Source organism: Cedecea lapagei (genome assembly GCF_900635955.1).
GTDB classification, from domain to species: Bacteria; Pseudomonadota; Gammaproteobacteria; order Enterobacterales; family Enterobacteriaceae; genus Cedecea; species Cedecea lapagei.
Genome location: NZ_LR134201.1, coordinates 4527774 through 4548671, shown reverse-complemented (window position 1 = coordinate 4548671; position 20898 = coordinate 4527774). Strand labels below are relative to the sequence as shown.

Here is a 20898-nt window from a genome sequence, read left to right as displayed (position 1 = left end):
TAGTTATAATATGTTCAACTGCTGTAGTGATCTTCTCACGTCATTTGCCGATGTTGAAGCCATTCGACCATCCGGGCTCTTCAGCGCTTGCTGATGCTCACCGTAACCCCCAATCAACCCAGGATCCGTCGGCCCGTAGAGCGTCAGATTCGGCCGGTCTAATGCTGCGGTAAGATGGCTTAATCCTGTATCAACAGAGACCACAAATTCTGCATTAGCCAGCACCCTGGCAACGTTTTCAAGCGTCATCTTCGGCAGGACATCAACAAAGCTAAAACCTTCGGCCAGCCTTTTGGCCCTTTCTTCTTCGTGCGGTGCACCCCATGGCAGCTTTATCTGCAGGCCGGTTGCCGCCATCTGCCCAATCAGTTCTCGCCAGTTTGCTTCGGGCCAGTGTTTATCATCGCGGGTCGTTGCATGTAAAAATACCGCATACTTTTCTGCACTACCTTTAAGATTAGTGAGAAAGTGGGCAGAAATTGCATAATCACCCTGTTGTTCGGGCTTCGTATAGCCCAGACTTTTAGCAAAAAGCTCGCGAATGCGTTCAACGGCATGCTGCTGTTTTGCCACGCTATGACGCTTGTTATAAAACAGGCTGGCCAGCGGTTCACGAGCGCTGTTCCAGTCCATGCCATGTTTAATGCCGTGGGCTTTGCGTGTCACCAGCGCTGCGCTTTTTACCAGGCCCTGGGCATCGATGACGCAGTCATACTCCCTTGCTTTTAGCTCACGATAAAAGGCTTTACGCTCGTCACGAGTTTCGGCTGAAAACCAGCTTTTACGCCAGCGACGAATGGCAACCGGGAAAACTTTATTCACCGCGGGATGCCAGCCGGGTATCTGTGCGAAGCCTTCTTCTACTACCCAGTCAAACATAATCCCTGGAATCGCTCTCATCGCGTCGGTAAGTGCGGGAAGAGAATGCAGCACATCGCCCATAGAGGACGTTTTAACCAGAAGTACGCGCATCAGTCTTCCTTACTGCCGGTTAGCAGTTCGGTTAACGCAACCAGCACGCTATCGGGAGTAATAGCGATCAGGCTCTGATGATACCCTTCTGCGGCATCGCCCTTGCGTACTTTATGGTAGCCGCTAATCAGGCGAATGACCCTGGCTTTATGGGAGAGCGGCGGCGTGAAATCAGGGCTGCTTGGGCCATAAAGCGCCACCAGAGGGCGGTCAAGCGCGGCTGCAACGTGCATCAGGCCAGAGTCGTTGGTGACAACACCCTGACACGCGGAGAGCAAAATCACGGCCTGTTCAAGCTGGGTATCCCCGGCAAGGTTACGGCACCACGCCTGCTGTTCGCTGGTAAGGGCGGCCAGAATCTCTTTCCCGGCGTCTTTATCTTTGACCGAGCCAAAAAGAACAACCTGATAGCCTGAATCAATGAGCTTCGCAGCGAGCGCAGCATAATGATAGTGCGGCCAGCGCTTTGCCGGGCCGAACTCGGCTCCCGGGCAGAAACCGATCATCGGGCGCTGCTGTTCGAGGTTAAAAGCGGCGCAAGCCTGGGCTTTCTCACCTTCATTAACCTGTAATTTTGGCCACAGCAGCGGCTGAGGCAGATCTTTAGCCGACTGCATGACGCCTTTGTCGTAACCTAATGCGACATAGCGCTCCACCATCAATGGCCAGGCCTTTTTGTCCAGCTTGCGGCTGTCATTCAGCAGGCCATAGCGCATTTCACCCAGCCAGCCCGTGCGGTGGGGGATACCGGCAAAGAAGGGCACCAGCGCGGACTTAAAGGAGTTTGGCAGCACATAGGCGCGATCGTAGCGTTTATCTCGCAGACTATGGCCGAGGCGGCGGCGTTCACCCAGTTCCAAAGCGCCGTGACCAAGTGGCATGGCGATGGCTTCGTTAACTTCCGGCATGCGCGATAACAGCGGACGGCACCATGCGGGCGCCATCACGTCAATTATCGCCTGGGGATAACGCGCCTTGAGCGTGCGATAGAGACTTTGCGACATCATCATGTCGCCCACCCATGACGGGCCAATCACCAGAATTTTCATGCTTTCCCTGCCCGGCTTATGCGTCGCGGTTTAACCATTTCATGTATTCCGCAACCCCTTCGGCTACCGTTTTGAATGGTTTGTCATAGCCTGCAGCACGCAAATGGGTTAAGTCTGCTTCAGTGTAAGCCTGGTAGCGGCCTTTCAGCTTGTCCGGGAATGGAATGTATTCGATGCTGCCTTTGCTGTGGAATGCCAGTGCGGCATCGGCCACTGCCTGGAAGGATTCTGCCCGGCCTGTACCACAGTTGAAGATACCGGACACACCATTCTGCCAGAACCACAGGTTAACGGCGGCAACATCACCCACATAGATGAAATCGCGCTTGAAGCCATCGCTGCCTTCAAACAGCTTAGGATTTTCACCGTTGTTCAGCTGGGTGTTGAGATGGAATGCCACGCTTGCCATGCTGCCTTTGTGGCCTTCACGTGGCCCATAGACGTTAAAATAGCGGAAGCCGGTTACCTGAGAGTTGGCCTCAGGCAGGATCTGTCGCACATACTCGTCAAACAGGAACTTGGAGTAGCCATAAACGTTCAGCGGCTGCTCATATTCACGGGATTCGATAAAGTCTTTGTTGCGGCCGCCGTAGGTCGCTGCAGAGGAGGCGTACAGGAACGGAATTTCACGCTCCAGGCAGTAGTGCAGGACCTCTTTAGAATATTGATAGTTGTTATCCATCATGTACTTGCCGTCCCACTCGGTGGTGGAAGAGCAGGCGCCTTCATGGAAGATAGCGTCGATATCGCCGAACTCTTCACCGGCCATAATCTGGATCAGGAAGTCTTCTTTATCCATGTAGTCAGCGATGTCGAGATCGACCAGGTTCGCAAACTTGGTGCCGTCCTTCAGGTTATCCACGACCAAAATATCGCGGTAACCTTGCTCATTCAGGGACTTAATAATGTTGCTGCCGATCATGCCGGCGCCGCCAGTAACGATAATCATAAGCTTAACCTTTAAAAAGTGGAGCTTTCAGGCCAGAGACCTGACGCGCTAATGGCTCATATCATACCATTACAATCAAAGACCCGCCTAATGAGCGGAAGTTTTTCGACCTCGTGATTTATCCTGCAAAAATCAGATTCCCTGAAGCGTAATCTCGTCTCCTGGTATAGGTTTGGGTAATATGTGCCGAAATTTGCCATGCCTGGAGAATCGCGATGCGCGAAGATTTTTACAAGCAGTTGACCTCCCAGCTCGAGACGGCTCGTGCGGAAGGGTTATTTAAAGAAGAGCGTATTATCACCTCCGCCCAGAATGCGGATATCACTGTCGCCGACGGCAGCCACGTTATCAACTTCTGCGCCAATAACTATCTGGGCCTTGCAAACCACCCGCAGCTGATTGAAGCGGCGAAGCAGGGGATGGACAAACACGGCTTTGGTATGGCTTCGGTGCGCTTTATCTGCGGTACTCAGGACAGCCACAAGACACTGGAGGGCAAGCTGGCGGAATTCCTCGGGACGGACGATGCGATTCTCTACTCCTCCTGCTTTGACGCCAACGGAGGCCTGTTTGAAACCCTGCTTGGCCCTGAAGACGCCATTATTTCCGACGCGCTGAACCATGCCTCGATTATCGACGGCGTTCGCCTGTGTAAAGCGCAGCGCTATCGCTATGCCAACAACGACATGAAGGAGCTGGAGGCTCGACTGAAAGAGGCTCGTGCTGCCGGGGCTCGCCACGTGATGATCGCCACCGACGGTGTGTTTTCGATGGACGGCGTGATAGCCAACCTGCAGGGCGTTTGTGACCTGGCAGATAAATACAATGCGCTGGTGATGGTAGATGATTCTCACGCCGTGGGCTTTGTGGGTGCCAACGGGCGCGGTACGCACGAATATTGCGATGTTATGGATCGCGTTGACATTATCACCGGTACGCTCGGCAAAGCGCTGGGTGGCGCTTCCGGCGGCTATACCGCAGGTCGCAAAGAAGTTATCGAGTGGCTGCGCCAGCGCTCGCGTCCATATCTGTTCTCTAACTCACTGGCTCCCGCCATTGTTTCCGCCTCGATTAAGGTCCTGGAGATGCTGGCGTCAGGTGAAGAGCTGCGCGAGCGTCTGTGGTCAAACGCCCGCCTGTTCCGTGAAAAAATGAGTGCCGCAGGGTTCACGCTTGCCGGCGCCGACCACGCGATTATTCCGGTGATGCTGGGCGAAGCGGTTGTGGCGCAGAACTTCGCGCGCGAGCTGCAAAAAGAAGGGATTTACGTCACCGGTTTCTTTTACCCGGTGGTGCCAAAAGGTCAGGCGCGTATTCGTACCCAAATGTCGGCGGCGCATACCCCTGAGCAAATTGAACGTGCGGTCGATGCGTTTACCCGCATTGGTAAGCAATTAGGCGTTATCGCTTAAGGGAGCGGTCATGAAAGCATTAGCAAAACTGAAGGCGGAAGAAGGTATCTGGATGACGGATGCCCCCAGGCCGGAAATGGGTCATAACGATCTGCTGATCAAAATTCGTAAAACGGCGATTTGCGGTACCGACGTCCATATTTACAACTGGGACGAATGGTCGCAAAAAACTATCCCTGTCCCGATGGTGGTGGGCCACGAATACGTGGGGGAAGTGGTTGGCATTGGCCAGGAAGTCAAAGGCTTCAAGATTGGCGATCGTGTTTCCGGCGAAGGGCACATTACCTGCGGCCACTGCCGCAATTGCCGTGCAGGCCGCACTCATCTTTGCCGCAACACGACCGGCGTTGGTGTAAACCGCCCTGGCTGTTTTGCAGAATACCTGGTGATCCCTGCGTTTAACGCCTTCAAAATTCCGGACAATATCTCAGACGACCTGGCTTCCATTTTCGACCCGTTCGGCAACGCAGTGCACACAGCGCTTTCGTTCGATCTGGTGGGCGAAGATGTGCTGGTGTCTGGCGCAGGTCCCATCGGGATCATGGCTGCGGCAGTCGCGAAGCACGTTGGCGCTCGTAACGTGGTGATTACCGATGTGAACGAATACCGCCTCGAGCTGGCGCGCGAAATGGGCATCACCCGCGCGGTTAACGTCAGCAAAGAGAGCCTGCAGGACGTAATGCATGAGCTGGGGATGACTGAAGGGTTTGACGTGGGGCTGGAAATGTCCGGCGCGCCTCCGGCGTTCCGCACCATGCTGGACACCATGAACCACGGCGGTCGTATTGCTATGCTGGGGATCCCACCGTCCGATATGTCTATCGACTGGACCAAAGTTATCTTTAAGGGGCTGTTTATTAAGGGTATCTACGGGCGTGAGATGTTTGAGACCTGGTATAAGATGGCTGCGCTGATTCAGTCGGGTCTGGATCTGTCTCCGATCATCACCCACCGTTTCTCCATCGATGAGTTCCAGAAAGGCTTTGACGCGATGCGCTCCGGGCAATCCGGCAAAGTTATCCTGAGCTGGGATTAATCAGTAAGCCAGAGGGCATCGCGCCCTCTGGTTTTTCAATCAGGCCTGTTTGCCCCAACCCTGCCACTGATGCTGGAGGTATTTTACCAGCGCGCTTTCGGCAATACTTTCACCAATGACTTTAAAGTAGGTGGTCGCGTATACCGGCTCAAGAGGCTGTTTAGGTTTACATATCTTCACGCCACGGAATGGGTTACGCGGCGGCGGCTGTTTGCCCGGCTGCGTATTATTCGGCGTCGAGGTGTTTATTTGTGGCTCATTAAGCAGGCTGCTCGGGCGCACCAGCGTGATATCCGGCGGAAGGTTGTAGATCATCTGCTGGAGGACCCGAACGGTTGAAGGATGAGGATGGCCGATAGCAATTGCCGACCCGGTCTTGCGCGCAAGCTGGATCGCGCGGTTGAACTGAAAGCGAATATCCGCTTCGTTCTGGGTATCGTCGAGGAATACTTTGCGCTTAATGACTTTGACACGAGTTCCGGCCGCGGCGCGCGTTGCCTGGCTGTTGCCGATGGTCATACTGTCGAGGAAATAGAGATTGTACTGCTCCAGCGACTGCATCACCTTTTGCATGCCGAACAGGCTGGAGGTCATCGCGCTGCCCATATGGTTATTCATGCCAACGGCATAGGGGACTTTATTTACCGCGTCGCGAATAATGCGCTCGATCTCGCTGCTGCTCATGTCCGGGCGTAACGTATCTTTCTCAAGCGGCTGTTTGCTGAGCGGTGCCATCGGCAGGTGGATCAGAACTTCGTGCCCGGCCTTATTGGCTTTGATGGCCATTTCACGAGCGTGCGGTGCGTTGGGCAACACGGCAACGGAGACGTTGGTCGGCAGTCCCAGCACCAGATTTTCCTGCTGAGGACGATAGCCAAAGTCATCAATGACTATTGAGAGCTTACCGGCCCATGCGGAGGATGCCAGCATTAACACGCTGGCGACGGAGAAAAAAACAGTACGAAACTGAGGCAAAACTTATCTTCCCAACCACGGTTGTGGATTCACTGCCTGGCCCTGGCGACGAATTTCGAAATAGAGTGACGGACGGCCCTGGCCGCCACTGCTACCGACCAGGGCGATAGGCTGGCCGGCACGCACCTGAGTGCCGACGCTGACTAACGCGCTCTGGTTGTAGCCGTAGAGACTCATATCGCCTTTACCGTGTTCAATCACGACGACAAGGCCATAGCCCTGAAGCCAGTCGGCAAGGATCACGCGTCCGTCGGCAATGGCTTTAACTTCTGTGCCTTCCGACGCCGCAATAACGATACCTTTCCAACGTAGTTCACCTTGCAGCTGTTCGCCATAACGATGCAGCAACGAGCCGCGAACCGGCCAGTATGCCTGCCCGCGCGGTGACCCCAGACCACCTGTCCTCGACATTAGCGAGCGTTCACTTTCGGTGGGTTTGTAGGTTGTGCCTTTGCTGGAGGCTTCCTGCTGTTTGCTGCGCACCTGCTCGGCTTCGCGTGCTTCACGCTCGGCGCGAGCTTTTGCCGCGGCTTCTGCCCGGGCGATCTGGCTCTGCAGGCGCGCCTGGTTCTGGCGCATCTCGCTCAGCTTCTGCTGATCCTGCTGGATAGAGGATTCCAGCCCTGCCAGGGTCTTTTTGCGTTCGTTACGGGCGCTTTCCAGTTTGGCCTGTTGCGCCTGCTGATCGTAGAGCAGCGTCTGCTGTTCGCTCTGCTTACTTTCCAGCTCGGATTTCTGCTGTGCGGCCTCAGCTTTGGTCTGCTTTAGCTCTTCGATAGTCTGCTGGCGAGCGGCGTTAAGGTAGCCGAAATAGGCCTGCAGGCGCTGGCCTCGCTGGCTTTCTTCGCCGCTGAGAATCAGCTGAATACCGGTGTGCTGCCCCTGACGGAACGCCGCATCCAACTGGGCAGCCAGATTACGTTCCTGGGTCGCCTGCTGTTTTTGCAGTTTGGCGAGGGAGTTATTCAGCGTCGCAATTTGATTATTTAAATCTGCCAGCGTGTTCTGGGTTTCACGTAGCTTACGGCTGGCGGCGGAAATGGCTTCTTCCTGCGCCTTTAGCTGGGCGAGTAAAACGGAGCGCTGCTGCTGCTGCTGGCGTACCGCTCGCTCTTTGGCGGCGATATCCTGCTGGATAGACTGCAGCTGCTGTTTATCGTCGGCGTGGCCAGAAAAAGGCAATAACAAGACGCCAGCGCTAAACACGCTGGCGTAGATGGCGGGTTTCACACCCCATGTCTTTGAAAAAATCGCCTTTCCCCTCATGGGGAGGGATTATTCCACGATGAACAGCGGCTTGCCAGTCATCTCGTGCGGGATTTCCATTCCCATCAGGTTCAGCATGGTTGGCGCGATATCGGAAAGCTTGCCGCCGGCAACGGCTTTCAGCTTTTTCTCACCGACGTAGATCAGCGGAACCGGCAGGCTGGTATGGGCTGTATGTGCCTGACCGGTAGCCGGATCGCGCATCTGCTCTGCGTTGCCATGATCTGCGGTGATCAGCAGTTGCCCCCCCACGGCCTCGACGGCGTTCACCACCTGCGCGACGCAGTTATCCAGCGCTTCAACGGCAGATACCGCGGCATCATAAACGCCGGTATGGCCGACCATGTCGCCATTTGGATAGTTGCAGATGATGGTGTCGTACTTACCGCTGTTGATGGCGCTCAGCAGCTTGTCGGTCAGCTCGGCAGAGCTCATTTCCGGCTGCAGATCGTAGGTAGCCACTTTAGGGGAGTTCACCAGCACGCGGTCTTCACCCGCGAACGGTTCTTCAACCCCGCCGTTGTAGAAGAACGTAACGTGGGCGTATTTCTCTGTTTCAGAGATGCGCAGCTGGGTTTTGTTGTGTTTCGCCATCCACTCGCCGAAGGTATTTGTCAGCGAAGCCGGTGGATAAGCGCAGGCCGTTTTAATGTCTGCGGCATATTCGGTCAGCATCACGAAGTCGCCAAACTGCACCACTTTTTTACGGCTGAAACCGTCGAAATCTGCATTAACAAAGGCACGGGTGATCTGGCGTGCGCGGTCAGCGCGGAAGTTCATGAAGATCAGCGCGTCGCCGTCGTGCATCGTTGATTCGGCTTCACCCGCTGCGCGGATCACGGTTGGCTTAACGAATTCATCGTTTTCTTCGCGGGCGTAGGCGGCTTCCAGACCGGCAACGGCATCGTCTGCCTGGAACTCACCTTTGGCCTGAGTTATCAGGTCGTAGGCCAGCTCAACGCGGTCCCAGCGGTTATCTCGGTCCATCGCGTAGTAACGACCAATCAGGGTGGCTACGCGGCCTTTTCCCAGCTGAGCGAACTTGTCGGAAAATTTCTTCAGGGAGGATTTGGCGCTGCGCGGTGGCGTATCGCGACCGTCGAGGAATGCGTGCAGATAGATGGCTTCGGCACCGCGTTCGGCAGCCAGCTCGATCATCGCAAGAATGTGGTCTTCATGGCTGTGAACGCCGCCAGGAGACACCAGGCCCATAATATGCACGGCTTTACCGGCGGCAACCGCTTTGTCTACCGCCCCGGTCAGCACCGGGTTAGCAAAGAAATTCCGTTCTTTAATTTCAACATCCAGGCGAGTCAGATCCTGGTAGACGATGCGGCCGGCGCCAAGGTTAACGTGGCCCACTTCAGAGTTACCCATTTGCCCGTCCGGCAGACCCACTTCCAGGCCTGAGGCGTTGATCAGGGTATGTGGACGCTGGGCCCACAGCTTATCCATTACCGGCGTTTTCGCGTTAAGAATGGCGTTATCCTGCTGCTCCTCGCGGTGGCCGTAACCATCAAGAATCACCAGCACCATAGGTTTTTTAGTAACCGACATTGCAATAACCTCTGAGACAAAGACAAAATTTGCGTAATTTTACTACAGGCGCTGGCGGCGAATAGCCGCAGAAGATCAAAGAAAGGGGCAGGAGGGCGATCGGATTTCATCAGACTGGTTCTTTTTTTCCGTAACAGCCCGCAGAATCCACATAACATTATTCAGACTGGCTGTAATTGCCACAACGCGAAGGTATACTCCCCACCTGGTTTTCTCATCATCACTTAGTCGGGAGTTATTACCCCCCATGCAAGAAATTATGCAATTCGTTGGCCGTCATCCCATACTTAGTCTGGCGTGGGTTGGCCTGCTGGCCGCGGTACTTTTCATGACCTTTAAAGGCCTGACCTCCAAAGTCAAAGTGATCACCCGCGGTGAAGCCACTCGCTTAATTAACAAAGAAGACGCGGTGGTTGTTGATGTACGCCAGCGCGACGATTTCCGTAAAGGCCACATTGCGAACTCACTGAACGTGCTGCCAACCGAAATCAAAAGCGGCAATTTTGGTGAGCTTGAAAAACACAAAGCGAAACCCATTATTGTGGTATGCGCAAACGGCGTTTCTTCTCAGGAATCTGCCGCGCTGTTACACAAAGCTGGCTTCGAGCAGGTCACGCTGTTAAAAGAAGGTATTGCCGGCTGGAGCGGGGAAAACCTGCCGCTGGTTCGCGGTAAATAATCTGGAAAACACTGAGGTAAACCATGGCGAACATTGAGATCTATACCAAAGCGACCTGTCCGTTTTGCCACCGCGCAAAAGCGCTGCTTAATGAAAAAGGCGTGGCGTTCCAGGAGTTGCCTATTGAGGGTGACGCCGCTAAGCGGGAAGAGATGATCAAACGCAGTGGCCGCACCACGGTACCGCAGATTTTTATTGACGCACAGCACATTGGCGGTTGCGATGACTTGTACGCACTGGACGCGCGTGGTGGACTCGATCCCCTGCTGAACTAGTGCGGTTTGTCTGCCGTGTATCGCAGAGTAAAGGACGTTTAAATTTAAGGGTTAACAATGTCAGAACAAAACAATACAGAAATGGGTTTCCAGATTCAGCGTGTTTACACCAAGGATGTCTCTTTCGAAGCACCTAACGCGCCGCACGTATTCCAGAAAGACTGGCAGCCGGAAGTTAAACTGGATCTGGATACGGCTTCCAGCCAGCTGGCTGAGAATGTTTACGAAGTGGTTCTGCGCGTAACCGTCACCGCCACCCTGGGCGAAGACACGGCTTTCCTGTGTGAAGTTCAGCAGGCGGGTATCTTCTCCGTTGACGGTATCGAAGGCACGCAGCTGGCGCATTGCCTGGGCGCATACTGCCCGAACATTCTGTTCCCGTATGCGCGTGAATGTATCACTAGCCTGGTTTCTCGCGGCACTTTCCCGCAGCTGAACCTTGCACCGGTTAACTTCGATGCGTTGTTCATGAACTATCTGCAGCAGCAAGCTGGCGAAGGTGCTGAAAACCATCAGGATGCCTGATGAACAGCCTTAATGCTTCAATGACTGTTATCGGTGCCGGCTCTTACGGCACCGCTCTCGCTATCACCCTCGCGAGAAATGGCCACCACGTTGTGCTGTGGGGCCATGATGCCAAACATATCGCCACCCTGCAGGCCGATCGCTGTAACGCGGCTTTTCTGCCCGATGTTCCTTTTCCCGATACGCTGCATCTCGAAAGTGATTTAGCCGTCGCGCTTGCCGCCAGCCGCAATATTCTGGTGGTTGTCCCGAGTCATGTCTTCGGGCAAGTATTACGCCAAATCAAGCCGCTGATGCGCCCGGACGCCCGCATTGTGTGGGCGACAAAAGGGCTGGAAGCTGAAACGGGTCGATTGCTGCAGGACGTTGCTCGCGAAGCGCTGGGCGATGACGTTCCTCTGGCGGTGATTTCCGGGCCAACCTTTGCCAAAGAGCTGGCAGCCGGTTTACCCACGGCGATCGCGCTGGCGGCGACCGACGACCAGTTTGCAGAGGATCTCCAGCATCTGCTGCACTGCGGTAAAAGCTTCCGTGTCTACAGCAATCCTGATTTCATCGGCGTTCAGCTGGGTGGTGCGGTAAAAAACGTTATCGCTATTGGCGCCGGGATGTCGGATGGTATCGGGTTTGGCGCTAACGCGCGTACCGCGCTTATCACGCGTGGGCTTGCAGAGATGACGCGTCTGGGCAGCGCGCTTGGTGCCTCGCCGGAAACCTTTATGGGGATGGCTGGCCTGGGCGATCTGGTGCTGACCTGTACCGACAATCAGTCCCGCAACCGCCGCTTCGGCATGATGCTCGGTCAGGGGATGGACGTGGAGGGCGCTCAGCAGAAGATTGGCCAGGTGGTTGAAGGTTATCGCAATACCAAAGAAGTTCGCGAGCTGGCGGCTCGAGTAGGCGTCGAAATGCCAATAACCGAGGAAATTTATCAGGTATTGTATTGCGGAAAAAATGCGCGCGAGGCAGCATTAACATTGCTGGGTCGTACTCGTAAGGATGAACGAAGCGGCAATTGAGGGATCGCTTAATACACCGCAACAACTGAAACGTCCCGACCCTGGTGTCGGGCGTTGTTTTTATATCTGGAGAGAGCAATGTCGTCTGAAGAACTGGATTTGGTGTGGAGCAATATTAAAGCCGAAGCGCGCGCGCTTGCGGATTGTGAACCCATGTTGGCCAGTTTTTATCATGCGACGCTCCTCAAGCACGATAACCTTGGTAACGCCCTTAGCTATATGCTGGCCAATAAGCTGGCTTCGCCCATTATGCCAGCCATTGCGATTCGTGAAGTTGTCGAGGAGGCTTACGCCGCCGATCCGCAGATGATTGCCTCTGCTGCCTGCGATATCCAGGCGGTGCGCACCCGTGACCCGGCGGTAGACAAATATTCAACGCCGCTGCTTTATCTCAAAGGTTTTCACGCGCTCCAGGCATATCGAATTGGCCACTGGCTCTGGCAGCAAGGGCGGCAGGCGCTGGCTATCTTTCTGCAGAATCAGGTCTCTGTCTCTTTCCAGGTCGATATTCACCCGGCGGCAAAAATTGGCTGTGGGATCATGCTCGATCACGCAACGGGCATTGTGATCGGTGAGACGGCGGTTGTCGAAAATGATGTTTCTATTTTGCAGTCCGTCACGCTGGGCGGTACGGGTAAAACCAGTGGCGATCGCCACCCGAAGATCCGCGAAGGCGTGATGATTGGCGCTGGCGCCAAGATCCTTGGCAATATAGAGGTCGGAACCGGCGCAAAAATTGGCGCAGGCTCCGTCGTGCTACAACCTGTCCCACCCCACACCACGGCCGCAGGCGTACCGGCTCGCATCGTGGGCACGCCAGGCAGCGAGAAGCCAGCGATGGATATGGATCAGCACTTCAACGGCGCGGGTTTTGAGTACGGCGACGGCATCTAGCCTCTGAGAATGGCGCCCTGATAACCCAGCTGGCGCCAGGCTTCGTAGACCACCACGGAGACCGAGTTAGAGAGATTCATGCTGCGGCTGTCCGGCATCATTGGGATGCGAATCTTCTGTTCAGGCGGCATAGCGTTCAGGATCTCAGTCGGCAAGCCGCGCGTTTCCGGGCCGAACATCAAATAATCCCCTTCCTGATAGCTCACCGCGCTGTGGGCCGGCGTTCCCTTGGTCGTTAAGGCAAACAGACGTTGAGGCTGTTCGGCCTCCAGAAATGCGCTGTAGTCGCGATGGCGCAGAACGGTCGTAAATTCGTGGTAGTCCAGCCCGGCCCGACGCAGACGCTTGTCGTCCCAGGGAAAGCCCATTGGCTCAATGATGTGCAGCCGGAAGCCGGTATTGGCGCACAGGCGAATAATGTTCCCGGTATTGGGCGGAATTTCTGGCTCAAACAAAACGATATTTAACATACAACCCCCATCGACCAGGGGACAGAATAGCAAAATTGCTGCTGAGCAGAAATGAAAACAGGCTCCGGAGAGCCTGCTTGTCAGCGGTGATAAAGCGGTAGCCAGAGCGTCAGGCGCAGGCCACCTAGCGGGCTGTCGTCGGCTTTCACCCAGCCACGATGCTGTTGCACGGCCGTTTCCACGATAGCCAGGCCGAGCCCTGTGCCGCCCGACTCGCGATCGCGCGCTTCATCGGTACGATAGAACGGGCGGAAAATCTGCTCTCTGTCTTCAGGACTAACGCCCGGACCATCATCGTCAACGGTCACGGTAATACCTTGATTATCGACGGAGAAATTCACCGCTATCTTGGTGTGTGAGTAACGCAGAGCGTTGCGGACAATGTTCTCCAGCGCGCTCTCCAGCGCATTTGGGTTGCCGTACATCAGCCATGGACCCGGTGGGTAGGTGACTTCCAGCGATTTACCCATTTGCTCAGCTTCAAAGGCGGCGTTATCCAGCATCTCTGTCCAGATCTGGTTCGCTTTCATCGTCTCGCTGACCAGCGCATTTTTTTGCTGATTGCGCGACATCACCAGCAGGTCGTTGATCATGCCGTCCAGACGCTGGGCTTCGGTCTCGATACGCCCCAGCTCTTTACTCTCACCGCTTCGACGACGCAGGAGAGCCGTGCCGAGCTGCAGTCGAGTCAAAGGTGTGCGCAGCTCATGAGAGATATCGGACAGCAGCCTTTGCTGCGCCGTCATCATTCTCTCCAGCGCGGTCACCATCTGGTTAAAGCTGGCGCCGGCGGCCTGGAACTCCTGTGGGCCAGCCTCCAGCTCCGGATGCTGGCGCAGGTTGCCCTGAGCCACCTCATCTGCCGCATTTTTTAGCTTGCGGGCAGGTTTTGCCAGGCTCCAGGCAAGCCAAAGCAGCAGCGGAGAACTCACCAGCATGGTGACAATCAGCAGCAGAAGAGGGCGGTCAAACAGCAGGTTGATAAAGTCAGATTGCGAGCTGCTGGCCGGACGAATCAGATAAAGTTGGTAGTTATCTTCGCCGTCACGTACCGAAAATGGCCCAACCAGCTCCACTCGGCCATATTTCTTTTTCTGAGGGTGGTCGGCGTTATCGGACTGGCCGATAAAGTTACGGATGATTTGCATTTCATTGCGTTGGGCGCCAATGACGCGCCCTTCGCTGGTGACCAGCAGCAGGCGCTGGCCAGGAGGTGCCCATTTATCGATGGCGCGAAACAGACGTCGCCACCACATCAAATCATTCGGTGGGTCGGTGGCCAGCTCGGCCTCTATGTGTTGCTCAATCATGTAGCCCTGACGTTGCTCATTATCCATCAGCTCGGTCATCTGGCGTGAATCCAGCTTCGGCAGCATTAAAACTAACATCAGCACCAGAGCCAGCGTCAGCCAGAAGATGGCAAAAATGCGCGCGGTAAGGCTACTTATCATGAAGCGGAAACCATCAGATAGCCGCGGCCACGTAAGGTTTTAAACCACGGATGGCCGTCTTTGCGATCCGGCAATTTACGACGCAGGTTGGAAATATGCATGTCGATTGCGCGATCGAAAGGCGTCAGACGTTTACCCAGAACTTCCTGACTCAGATGTTCACGTGAAACCACCTGGCCCAGGTGCTGGGCAAGGAGATAAAGCAGCGTGAATTCGGTGCCGGTTAGATCCAGCGCCTGCCCGTCAAAGCTGGCTTCCTGACGGCCCGGATTGAGGCTCAGCCCGTCGACGTCTACCGTCGGCGAACTGCTGTCGCTGTTTTGTTGCTGCTCGCTCCAGTGTGAACGACGCAGGATGGCGCGAATACGGGCGACCAGCTCGCGATCGTTAAAGGGTTTTGGCAAATAGTCATCGGCCCCCAGCTCAAGGCCGAGGACGCGATCGAGTTCGCTACCGCGTGCGGTAAGCATAATGACAGGTGTCTGGTGTGTCTGGCGAAGCTCTTTCAAAGTATCAATGCCGTTTTTCTTTGGCATCATTACGTCGAGCAATAACAGGTCGATGCTGTCGTCCAGGAGCGTCAACGCTTGTTCACCGTCATGAGCGACGGTCACGTCAAAACCTTCCATGTCGAGCAATTCCTTTAGCAGGGAAGTCAGCTCTCGGTCGTCATCAACTAACAGGATTTTATTCATTTTGAAATTACCTCCGAGGCAGAAATTACGTCATCAAGGCGCGCTAATCCATGACTTTACGTTGTTTTACACCCCCTGACGCTAGTTTGCAGCGGGAATCGTAGACTGGCTCTCGTTGAATCGCAGCACACACAGATCCTGGGAGCAAGTGATGCGCAATGTTACCGCTGTCGTCATGGCCTCAACACTGGCGTTTGTCTCGTTAGCCAGCCGGGCCGCTGATTTGCCGACCGGCGTTAACTGGCCACAAAGTGACAGTCTGGCAAAACGAAACAACGTTCAGAACCACATGTTTGACGGCATAAATTTGACCGAGCAGCAACGCCAACAGATGCGAGATCTTATGCACCGGGCAAGGCATGATAGCCCACCCGTTAATGTTAGCGAAATGGAGATCATGCATCGTCTGGTCACCGCAGATAATTTTGATGAAGTGGCAGTAAAAGCTCAGGCTGAAAAAATGGCACAAGAACAGGTTGCCCGCCAGGTTGAAATGGCAAAAGTACGCAACCAAATGTACCACTTACTCAGCCCGGAACAGCAAGCCGCTTTGAATGAGAAACACCAGCAGCGCATGGAGCATCTCCGTGAACTGTCGGAACTGCAGCAGGGCGTTTCGCTGCAGGCCATGAGTAGTAGCAGTACCCGTAGTAACCAGTAACAAACCCTGTTTTCCTTGCCATAGACACCATCCCTGTCTTCCCCGCCTCACCAGGCGGGTTTTTTTTGCCCGACGCTCAGGGCGGATCCGCTATACTAGCGGCATTCACCTGCGGGAGCCCCCATGAATCAACAATATGGGCAGCTGGTTAGCCGGGCTGCAATTGCCGCGACCGTCATGGCGTCGCTTTTACTGTTAATTAAAATTTTCGCCTGGTGGTACACCGGTTCGGTCAGCATCCTGGCGGCGCTGGTGGACTCCCTGGTTGATATTGCTGCTTCACTGACGAACCTGCTGGTGGTTCGTTACTCGCTTCAGCCGGCGGATGAAGAGCATACGTTTGGTCACGGCAAGGCGGAGTCGCTGGCCGCCCTCGCACAAAGCATGTTTATCTCCGGCTCGGCGCTGTTTCTGTTTTTAACCGGCATTCAGCACCTGGCCGATCCCACGCCGATGAAAGATCCCGGCATTGGCGTTGCGGTTACGATTGTGGCGCTGTTCAGCACGTTGATACTGGTGACCTTCCAGCGTTGGGTGGTGCGAAAAACTCAAAGTCAGGCCGTCCGGGCCGATATGCTTCATTATCAGTCTGATGTTATGATGAATGGCGCAATTCTTATTGCGCTGGCCCTATCCTGGTACGGCTGGCATCGTGCGGATTCACTGTTTGCCCTGGGCATTGGCGTGTACATTTTGTATAGCGCGCTGCAGATGGGTTATGAAGCCGTACAATCACTGCTTGATCGGGCGTTACCGGATGAGGAACGTCAGGCTATTATTGATATCGTGAATGCGTGGCCCGGCGTCAGGGGAGCCCACGATCTTCGAACGCGGCAGTCAGGGCCGACCCGCTTTATACAGCTTCATATTGAGATGGAAGATAATTTGCCGCTGGTTCAGGCGCACGTTGTTGCTGAGCAGGTGGAGCAGGCTATCTTGCACCGTTTTCCGGGATCGGATGTGATTATCCACCAGGATCCTTGCTCTGTTGTCCCGACGGGACGGCAGGGGCATTTCGAGCTTTAGTTTTACGTTGGAAAGTTGGCGCCAATTGGCAGTTTTTGCATAATGTTCCGCCATTTGGCCTGACCTGAATCAATTCAGCTGGAAGCCGTTGTTATACTATTTGGACAGCGTCGAAGCTTCGGCTTGCCCGCAGCGTTTTCCGGCAACAGGATTAATTTTGCTTTCAAAGTTCAGAGGTAGTCATGATCAAAAAAATTGGTGTGTTGACGAGTGGCGGTGATGCGCCGGGCATGAACGCGGCGATCCGCGGTGTGGTGCGTGCAGCGCTGTCAGAAGGTCTGGAAGTCATGGGTGTCTATGATGGTTACCTCGGTCTGTATGAAGACCGCATGGTGCAGCTGGACCGCTACAGCGTTTCCGACATGATTAACCGTGGCGGCACCTTCCTCGGCTCCGCTCGCTTCCCTGAGTTCCGCGATGAAAACATTCGCGCCGTGGCTATCGATAACCTGAAAAAACGCGGCATTGATGCGCTCGTGGTGATTGGCGGTGACGGTTCTTATATGGGGGCTATGCGCCTGACGGAAATGGGCTTCCCTTGTATCGGCCTGCCGGGCACCATTGATAACGATATCAAAGGCACCGACTACACCATCGGTTATTTCACCGCGCTGGAAACCGTGGTTGAAGCGATTGACCGTCTGCGTGACACCTCCTCTTCACACCAGCGTATTTCCATCGTTGAAGTGATGGGACGCTACTGCGGTGATCTGACCCTGGCTGCTGCTATCGCCGGCGGCTGTGAGTTTGTGGTTCTGCCGGAAGTGGAATTCAGCCGCGAAGATCTGGTGGCGGAAATCAAAGCCGGGATTGCCAAAGGTAAAAAGCACGCCATTGTTGCCATCACCGAGCACATCTGCGATGTCGACGAGCTGGCTAAATACATTGAAACCGAAACCAAGCGCGAAACCCGAGCGACCGTTCTGGGCCATATCCAGCGCGGCGGTTCTCCGGTAGCGTATGACCGTATCCTGGCGTCCCGCATGGGGGCCTACTCCATCGAACTGCTGCTGCAGGGCTTTGGCGGCCGCTGCGTCGGTATTCAGAACGAAAAGCTGGTTCACCATGACATTATTGACGCGATTGAAAATATGAAGCGTCCGTTCAAAGGTGACTGGCTGGACTGCGCTAAAAAGCTGTACTAAGTCGAGCCGCTATCGGCGAAAACCGGGCGTTGCCCGGTTTTTTATTGCCTGTTATATCGCCAAAAGTTATAGCCAATCTTTTTTTATTCTTTAATCCCTGAAATAGTTTCTGGCACGCTGGCTTTATCAAACTTCATAAAGAGAGCGAGCGATGAACAAGTGGGGCGTGGGTTTAACACTACTTTTGGCTTCTGGTGGCGTACTGGCAAAGGACATTCAGTTACTCAACGTGTCTTACGATCCGACTCGTGAACTGTATGAAGAGTACAACAAAGCGTTCAGCGCTCACTGGAAGCAGCAGACCGGTGATACGGTCACCGTGCGTCAGTCTCACGGCGGATCCGGAAAACAGGCTACGTCCGTCATCAACGGGATTGAAGCCGATGTGGTGACCCTGGCACTGGCCTATGATGTTGATGCTATTGCTGAGCGTGGGCGTATTGATAAAAACTGGATCAAGCGCCTGCCGGATAACTCCGCACCTTACACCTCCACCATTGTTTTCCTGGTGCGTAAAGGCAATCCAAAACAAATTCATGACTGGAACGACCTGATTAAACCTGGCGTCTCCGTCATCACGCCAAACCCGAAAAGCTCCGGCGGTGCGCGCTGGAACTACTTAGCCGCATGGGGTTATGCGCTGCACCACAACAATAACGATCAGGCTAAGGCACAGGACTTCGTTAAAGCGCTTTTCAAAAACGTAGAGGTGCTGGATTCTGGCGCTCGCGGCTCAACCAACACCTTCGTTGAACGCGGCATTGGCGACGTGCTGATTGCGTGGGAAAACGAAGCGTTACTGGCTACCAACGAATTGGGCAAAGATAAGTTCGAGATTGTGACCCCGAGCGAATCTATTCTTGCGGAGCCGACCGTATCAGTCGTCGATAAGGTTGTTGAGAAGAAGGGCACGCAGGCGGTAGCGGAAGCTTACCTGAAGTATCTCTACTCGCCGGAAGGCCAGGAGATTGCTGCGAAGAACTACTATCGTCCGCGCGATCCTGACGTCGCTAAAAAGTATGAAAAAGAGTTCCCGAAACTGAAGCTCTACACGATTGATGAAGAGTTCGGCGGCTGGACGAAGGCGCAGAAGGATCACTTCTCTAACGGCGGCAGCTTCGACCAAATCAGCAAACGTTAACTTCTACAGCACGGCAGGTTGATGGCCTGCCAGAGCGTAAAATAAAAAGACCCGGTGGCTTAATGCCGCCGGGTTTTTTTACGTTTGTCGGACCACGCTTCATCTTAAATTCATATTGGCTTTTTTTTGATCAAAATCACATTCTGATGTCCTGCTCATGCATATCAAATGTAAATAATGTGAAAGCGATCTAAAGACATAAAGGTATACCTTTATGTCTTTTTGTCGTTGGCGTACTCTCCCTCCTGACGCTATCCCCGCGCTTTTCGGCTTCAGATATCGTTAAAAATTATTTATTTCACGCAGTTATCTCTCCTCCTGTTCGACATTCTTGCGCCTCAGGGTGCCAAAGGAATACCGATATGAAACTGTCAATCGTGGAAAAAGTGGGGTTTGGCGCCGGGGATATGGCGATTAACGTAGTGATTGTGGCTATGCAGCTCTTGTTGGCCTATTTCTATACCGATATATACGGGCTTAAAGCCGCTGATGTTGGCGTCTTGTTTATTGTTGTCCGCATGATCGATGCATTTATCGACCCGGCAATGGGAATGCTGACGGATAAAATATCAACCCGCTGGGGACGCTACCGCCCCTGGCTGATCTGGTTTGCAGTTCCGTTTGGCTTCGCCGTCTACCTGATGTTTATTACGCCGGATGTCGCCTATACGGCAAAACTGGCATGGGCCTACTTCACCTATATCCTGATGACCCTGGTTTATACCGCGATCACCATTCCCTACATCTCGCTGATCGGCGTGATCAGTAACGATCCTGTCGAGCGCCTGAGTGCTAACGGTTACCGCTTTGTGATGACTAAAATAGCGGCGTTTCTGGTCACTATCGTTGTGCCTGTGCTGGCGGTTTGGCTGGGGCAGGGTAGCAAAGCCCATGGCTACCAGCTTTCCATGGGGCTGATGGGGATCATGGGAACCCTTCTCTTTGTTTTCTGTTTTTTGACAACTCGCGAGCGTAGCGAACCGGAGTTGCCGTCACTGAACATAAAAGCGCAGTTTGCCAACCTGCTGCGCAACGACCAGTGGCTGATTCTGGGCGTTGTCATCATGCTGCTAATGTGCGGCTACGTCATTCGAGGCTCCGTCGCTGCCTACTACGCGAAGTATTATCTTGGCGGCGGCGATGCCCTGATATCGCCTTTCCTGACGACGGGCGTAGTTGCCTCCATTCTGGCCATGGTCGCTACCACCTGGGTAACGAAGTTTTGGGACAAAATCAAAATGTTCCGTTACACCCAGTTGATCACCTTTGCCCTGAGCTTTGCGATGTATTTCTTCGTCGACCAGCAGAGCCTGATCCTGGCATTCATTTTCTACTTCCTGATCAACTTCTTCTGCGACATGCAAATGCCGGTGTTTTGGTCCTCGATTGCCGAGGCTGTCGATTACGGCGAGAAGAAGACCGGATTACGGGTCTCTGGCCTCGCCTTCGGCGGCATCCTGTTCTTCCAGAAGTTTGGCATGGGCATCGCGGGCGGAGTGCTTGGGTTCTTGCTTAGCCATTTCGGTTATCAGGCCGATGTTCAGCAAAGTGCTCGGTCGCTTGCCGGAATAGCCCTGATGACGACGACGATCCCGGCGGTATTCCATCTGGCCGTTGGGCTGTTAATGAGAAAGTATCTGATTAATAACCATTACTACCGCGATATCCAGGCCGATCTGGCTCATCGCCAGGCCTGAGGAG

General features: G+C 54.4%; 21 protein-coding genes. 12 read left to right on the top strand and 9 right to left on the bottom strand.

All coding sequences use genetic code 11. The annotated features are described in order from the left end of the window. Positions 1 to 3: 3 nt before the first annotated feature. The 3 genes from rfaC to rfaD are packed head-to-tail and all read right to left on the bottom strand — an operon-like array spanning position 4 to position 2970. The gene (gene rfaC / locus EL098_RS22065) at positions 4 to 972 is read right to left on the bottom strand and encodes a lipopolysaccharide heptosyltransferase RfaC (protein WP_126358126.1); all 969 of its coding nucleotides are present in this window, start codon (positions 970 to 972) and stop codon (positions 4 to 6) included. Continuing rightward, positions 972 to 2021: an ADP-heptose--LPS heptosyltransferase RfaF gene (rfaF, locus tag EL098_RS22060; RefSeq protein ID WP_126358125.1), complete on the bottom strand. Its 1050-nt coding sequence runs from the start codon at positions 2019 to 2021 to the stop codon at positions 972 to 974. Before rfaF ends, rfaC begins: the two co-directional genes overlap by 1 nt. A 16-nt stretch (positions 2022 to 2037) precedes the next feature. After that, positions 2038 to 2970 carry an ADP-glyceromanno-heptose 6-epimerase gene (gene rfaD, locus EL098_RS22055; protein WP_126358123.1) on the bottom strand — a complete coding sequence of 311 codons (933 nt, stop codon included), beginning with the start codon at positions 2968 to 2970 and terminating at the stop codon, positions 2038 to 2040. Positions 2971 to 3185: 215 nt separating this feature from the next. Here rfaD and kbl point away from each other — a divergent pair, with 215 nt between their 5' ends. Both kbl and tdh read left to right on the top strand, forming a co-directional pair. Then, on the top strand, positions 3186 to 4382 hold the full coding sequence (kbl, locus tag EL098_RS22050; RefSeq protein ID WP_126358121.1) for a glycine C-acetyltransferase: 1197 nt from the start codon (positions 3186 to 3188) through the stop codon (positions 4380 to 4382). Positions 4383 to 4392: 10 nt separating this feature from the next. Next, positions 4393 to 5418, top strand: a complete 1026-nt coding sequence (gene tdh / locus EL098_RS22045; RefSeq protein ID WP_126358120.1) for an L-threonine 3-dehydrogenase — start codon at positions 4393 to 4395, stop codon at positions 5416 to 5418. Between the two features lie 39 nt (positions 5419 to 5457). On the opposite strand, the gene EL098_RS22040 is transcribed toward tdh, so the two are convergent. Genes EL098_RS22040 through gpmM form a run of 3 tightly spaced genes read right to left on the bottom strand, consistent with a single transcriptional unit; the run spans position 5458 to position 9216 of the window. Beyond that, positions 5458 to 6393: a divergent polysaccharide deacetylase family protein gene (locus EL098_RS22040; RefSeq protein WP_126358118.1), complete on the bottom strand. Its 936-nt coding sequence runs from the start codon at positions 6391 to 6393 to the stop codon at positions 5458 to 5460. A gap of 3 nt (positions 6394 to 6396) precedes the next feature. Continuing rightward, a complete protein-coding gene (gene envC / locus EL098_RS22035) occupies positions 6397 to 7659 on the bottom strand; it encodes a murein hydrolase activator EnvC (protein WP_126358116.1) in 1263 nt (420 codons plus the stop codon). 9 nt (positions 7660 to 7668) lie between these two features. Beyond that, complete coding sequence (gene gpmM / locus EL098_RS22030; protein WP_126358114.1) at positions 7669 to 9216, bottom strand: 2,3-bisphosphoglycerate-independent phosphoglycerate mutase; 1548 nt, start codon at positions 9214 to 9216, stop codon at positions 7669 to 7671. Positions 9217 to 9463: 247 nt separating this feature from the next. Between gpmM and EL098_RS22025 the strand changes: the two genes are divergently transcribed. From EL098_RS22025 to cysE, 5 genes are all read left to right on the top strand, one after another. Next, positions 9464 to 9895: a rhodanese-like domain-containing protein gene (locus tag EL098_RS22025; RefSeq protein WP_126358113.1), complete on the top strand. Its 432-nt coding sequence runs from the start codon at positions 9464 to 9466 to the stop codon at positions 9893 to 9895. 23 nt (positions 9896 to 9918) lie between these two features. After that, positions 9919 to 10170, top strand: a complete 252-nt coding sequence (gene grxC, locus EL098_RS22020) for a glutaredoxin 3 (protein ID WP_126358111.1) — start codon at positions 9919 to 9921, stop codon at positions 10168 to 10170. Between the two features lie 57 nt (positions 10171 to 10227). Then, on the top strand, positions 10228 to 10695 hold the full coding sequence (secB, locus tag EL098_RS22015) for a protein-export chaperone SecB (RefSeq protein ID WP_008457481.1): 468 nt from the start codon (positions 10228 to 10230) through the stop codon (positions 10693 to 10695). Next, entirely contained in the window at positions 10695 to 11714 is a 1020-nt protein-coding gene (gpsA, locus tag EL098_RS22010; RefSeq protein ID WP_126358109.1) for an NAD(P)H-dependent glycerol-3-phosphate dehydrogenase, read from the top strand. The genes secB and gpsA overlap by 1 nt, the downstream gene beginning before the upstream one ends. A gap of 78 nt (positions 11715 to 11792) precedes the next feature. Further along, a complete protein-coding gene (gene cysE, locus EL098_RS22005) occupies positions 11793 to 12608 on the top strand; it encodes a serine O-acetyltransferase (RefSeq protein WP_126358108.1) in 816 nt (271 codons plus the stop codon). Here the strand turns inward: cysE and trmL are convergent. The 3 genes from trmL to cpxR form a co-directional block, all read right to left on the bottom strand. Next, complete coding sequence (gene trmL, locus EL098_RS22000) at positions 12605 to 13078, bottom strand: tRNA (uridine(34)/cytosine(34)/5-carboxymethylaminomethyluridine(34)-2'-O)-methyltransferase TrmL (protein WP_126358106.1); 474 nt, start codon at positions 13076 to 13078, stop codon at positions 12605 to 12607. The genes cysE and trmL overlap by 4 nt on opposite strands. A gap of 80 nt (positions 13079 to 13158) precedes the next feature. Beyond that, entirely contained in the window at positions 13159 to 14529 is a 1371-nt protein-coding gene (gene cpxA, locus EL098_RS21995) for an envelope stress sensor histidine kinase CpxA (protein ID WP_126358104.1), read from the bottom strand. After that, positions 14526 to 15224, bottom strand: a complete 699-nt coding sequence (gene cpxR, locus EL098_RS21990) for an envelope stress response regulator transcription factor CpxR (protein ID WP_126358103.1) — start codon at positions 15222 to 15224, stop codon at positions 14526 to 14528. The genes cpxA and cpxR overlap by 4 nt, the downstream gene beginning before the upstream one ends. 151 nt (positions 15225 to 15375) lie before the next feature. Here cpxR and cpxP point away from each other — a divergent pair, with 151 nt between their 5' ends. The 5 genes from cpxP (at position 15376) to EL098_RS21965 (ending at position 20894) form a co-directional block, all read left to right on the top strand. Then, positions 15376 to 15885, top strand: a complete 510-nt coding sequence (gene cpxP / locus EL098_RS21985) for a cell-envelope stress modulator CpxP (RefSeq protein ID WP_126358101.1) — start codon at positions 15376 to 15378, stop codon at positions 15883 to 15885. Between the two features lie 123 nt (positions 15886 to 16008). Beyond that, positions 16009 to 16911: a CDF family cation-efflux transporter FieF gene (gene fieF / locus EL098_RS21980; RefSeq protein ID WP_126358100.1), complete on the top strand. Its 903-nt coding sequence runs from the start codon at positions 16009 to 16011 to the stop codon at positions 16909 to 16911. Positions 16912 to 17093: 182 nt separating this feature from the next. Then, a complete protein-coding gene (pfkA, locus tag EL098_RS21975; RefSeq protein ID WP_126358098.1) occupies positions 17094 to 18056 on the top strand; it encodes a 6-phosphofructokinase in 963 nt (320 codons plus the stop codon). A 151-nt stretch (positions 18057 to 18207) separates the two neighbouring features. Then, on the top strand, positions 18208 to 19197 hold the full coding sequence (locus tag EL098_RS21970; protein ID WP_126358096.1) for a sulfate ABC transporter substrate-binding protein: 990 nt from the start codon (positions 18208 to 18210) through the stop codon (positions 19195 to 19197). 362 nt (positions 19198 to 19559) lie between these two features. Continuing rightward, positions 19560 to 20894, top strand: a complete 1335-nt coding sequence (locus EL098_RS21965; protein WP_126358095.1) for an MFS transporter — start codon at positions 19560 to 19562, stop codon at positions 20892 to 20894. The last annotated feature ends 4 nt before the right edge of the window (positions 20895 to 20898 follow it).

Excerpts from the sequence above, each read along its gene's own strand:
- tdh (WP_126358120.1), top strand. The coding sequence starts at position 4,393 with ATGAAAGCATTAGCAAAACTGAAGGCGGAAGAAGGTATCTGGATGACG.
- EL098_RS22025 (WP_126358113.1), top strand. The coding sequence starts at position 9,464 with ATGCAAGAAATTATGCAATTCGTTGGCCGTCATCCCATACTTAGTCTG.
- cysE (WP_126358108.1), top strand. The coding sequence starts at position 11,793 with ATGTCGTCTGAAGAACTGGATTTGGTGTGGAGCAATATTAAAGCCGAA.
- kbl (WP_126358121.1), top strand. The coding sequence starts at position 3,186 with ATGCGCGAAGATTTTTACAAGCAGTTGACCTCCCAGCTCGAGACGGCT.
- cpxP (WP_126358101.1), top strand. The coding sequence starts at position 15,376 with ATGCGCAATGTTACCGCTGTCGTCATGGCCTCAACACTGGCGTTTGTC.
- gpsA (WP_126358109.1), top strand. The coding sequence starts at position 10,695 with ATGAACAGCCTTAATGCTTCAATGACTGTTATCGGTGCCGGCTCTTAC.
- fieF (WP_126358100.1), top strand. The coding sequence starts at position 16,009 with ATGAATCAACAATATGGGCAGCTGGTTAGCCGGGCTGCAATTGCCGCG.
- EL098_RS21965 (WP_126358095.1), top strand. The coding sequence starts at position 19,560 with ATGAAACTGTCAATCGTGGAAAAAGTGGGGTTTGGCGCCGGGGATATG.
- grxC (WP_126358111.1), top strand. The coding sequence starts at position 9,919 with ATGGCGAACATTGAGATCTATACCAAAGCGACCTGTCCGTTTTGCCAC.
- secB (WP_008457481.1), top strand. The coding sequence starts at position 10,228 with ATGTCAGAACAAAACAATACAGAAATGGGTTTCCAGATTCAGCGTGTT.
- EL098_RS21970 (WP_126358096.1), top strand. The coding sequence starts at position 18,208 with ATGAACAAGTGGGGCGTGGGTTTAACACTACTTTTGGCTTCTGGTGGC.
- rfaC (WP_126358126.1), bottom strand. The coding sequence starts at position 972 with ATGCGCGTACTTCTGGTTAAAACGTCCTCTATGGGCGATGTGCTGCAT.
- pfkA (WP_126358098.1), top strand. The coding sequence starts at position 17,094 with ATGATCAAAAAAATTGGTGTGTTGACGAGTGGCGGTGATGCGCCGGGC.
- gpmM (WP_126358114.1), bottom strand. The coding sequence starts at position 9,216 with ATGTCGGTTACTAAAAAACCTATGGTGCTGGTGATTCTTGATGGTTAC.
- rfaD (WP_126358123.1), bottom strand. The coding sequence starts at position 2,970 with ATGATTATCGTTACTGGCGGCGCCGGCATGATCGGCAGCAACATTATT.
- cpxR (WP_126358103.1), bottom strand. The coding sequence starts at position 15,224 with ATGAATAAAATCCTGTTAGTTGATGACGACCGAGAGCTGACTTCCCTG.
- rfaF (WP_126358125.1), bottom strand. The coding sequence starts at position 2,021 with ATGAAAATTCTGGTGATTGGCCCGTCATGGGTGGGCGACATGATGATG.
- envC (WP_126358116.1), bottom strand. The coding sequence starts at position 7,659 with ATGAGGGGAAAGGCGATTTTTTCAAAGACATGGGGTGTGAAACCCGCC.
- trmL (WP_126358106.1), bottom strand. The coding sequence starts at position 13,078 with ATGTTAAATATCGTTTTGTTTGAGCCAGAAATTCCGCCCAATACCGGG.
- cpxA (WP_126358104.1), bottom strand. The coding sequence starts at position 14,529 with ATGATAAGTAGCCTTACCGCGCGCATTTTTGCCATCTTCTGGCTGACG.